The organism is Psychrobacter sp. 1Y4 (genome assembly GCF_051847555.1).
In genome coordinates this window covers 1-753 of the sequence record NZ_JBPYDE010000462.1, presented here as the reverse complement: position 1 = coordinate 753, position 753 = coordinate 1, and the positions used below count along the sequence as shown (strand labels likewise).

The following is a 753-nucleotide window of genomic DNA, read 5'->3' as shown; positions in this document are numbered from 1 at the left end:
AGTTTACTAACAACGCCCACCCCATCTACATGACCCGCTACGATATGACCACCAAAACGAGTCGTCGGTAGCATCGCTTTCTCTAGATTGACCGTATGACCTGCTTTTAATGCTTCTAGCGCTGTTCGAGCAATCGTTTCACGTGAAACATCAACAGAGTAATGGTTATTACCGAGCTCTACAACAGTCAAACAGATACCGTTCGATGCAATAGAATCACCTAACTTTACATCGCTAAAATCTAGGTCGTTAGACTCTATTGTTAAGCGTATATCACCGCCCGTTGGTTGCATAGATTTAACTTTTCCAACGCTTTCTATAATTCCAGTAAACATATCATCCTCATCTCATTATTATAATGCTGCTATAAACACATCGCTTTATTTATCAAACACTTAACCAAATTTCTTAGTGCTGCCTTTCTGAGCACACTTCGCAGTGAAACACGCGGTAAATGCAGGCTGTCATTGGATAGATTGTGGATAAGTAAGCGTAAGTCAATAGGACACTCTTAAAGTCTTTATTAATTATAGAGTTATCCACAATGATGCTAAATTTAGTTTAGCGCTTACAACGTAAGAGTTAAAACCATAAGTTATTGATTAATATATAATTTATTACAAAACCCCAAAAGAAATCAGCTTTTCATGTTTCATGTGAAACAAAGTTATACACAGTTTCATGTGGAACATTTAAAATGGTAATGTACTTATCCACATATAGTGCACATTATAAGCATTTTGTGGATAACAA

1 protein-coding gene is annotated in these 753 nt (G+C 36.4%); it reads right to left on the bottom strand.

What is annotated here, in order from left to right; all coding sequences use genetic code 11:
- Nucleotides 1-335: riboflavin synthase family protein (locus ACS8FC_RS16975; protein ID WP_459112973.1), on the bottom strand; the 335-nt coding region annotated here is incomplete at its 3' end.
- Between the last annotated feature and the right edge of the window lie 418 nt (nucleotides 336-753).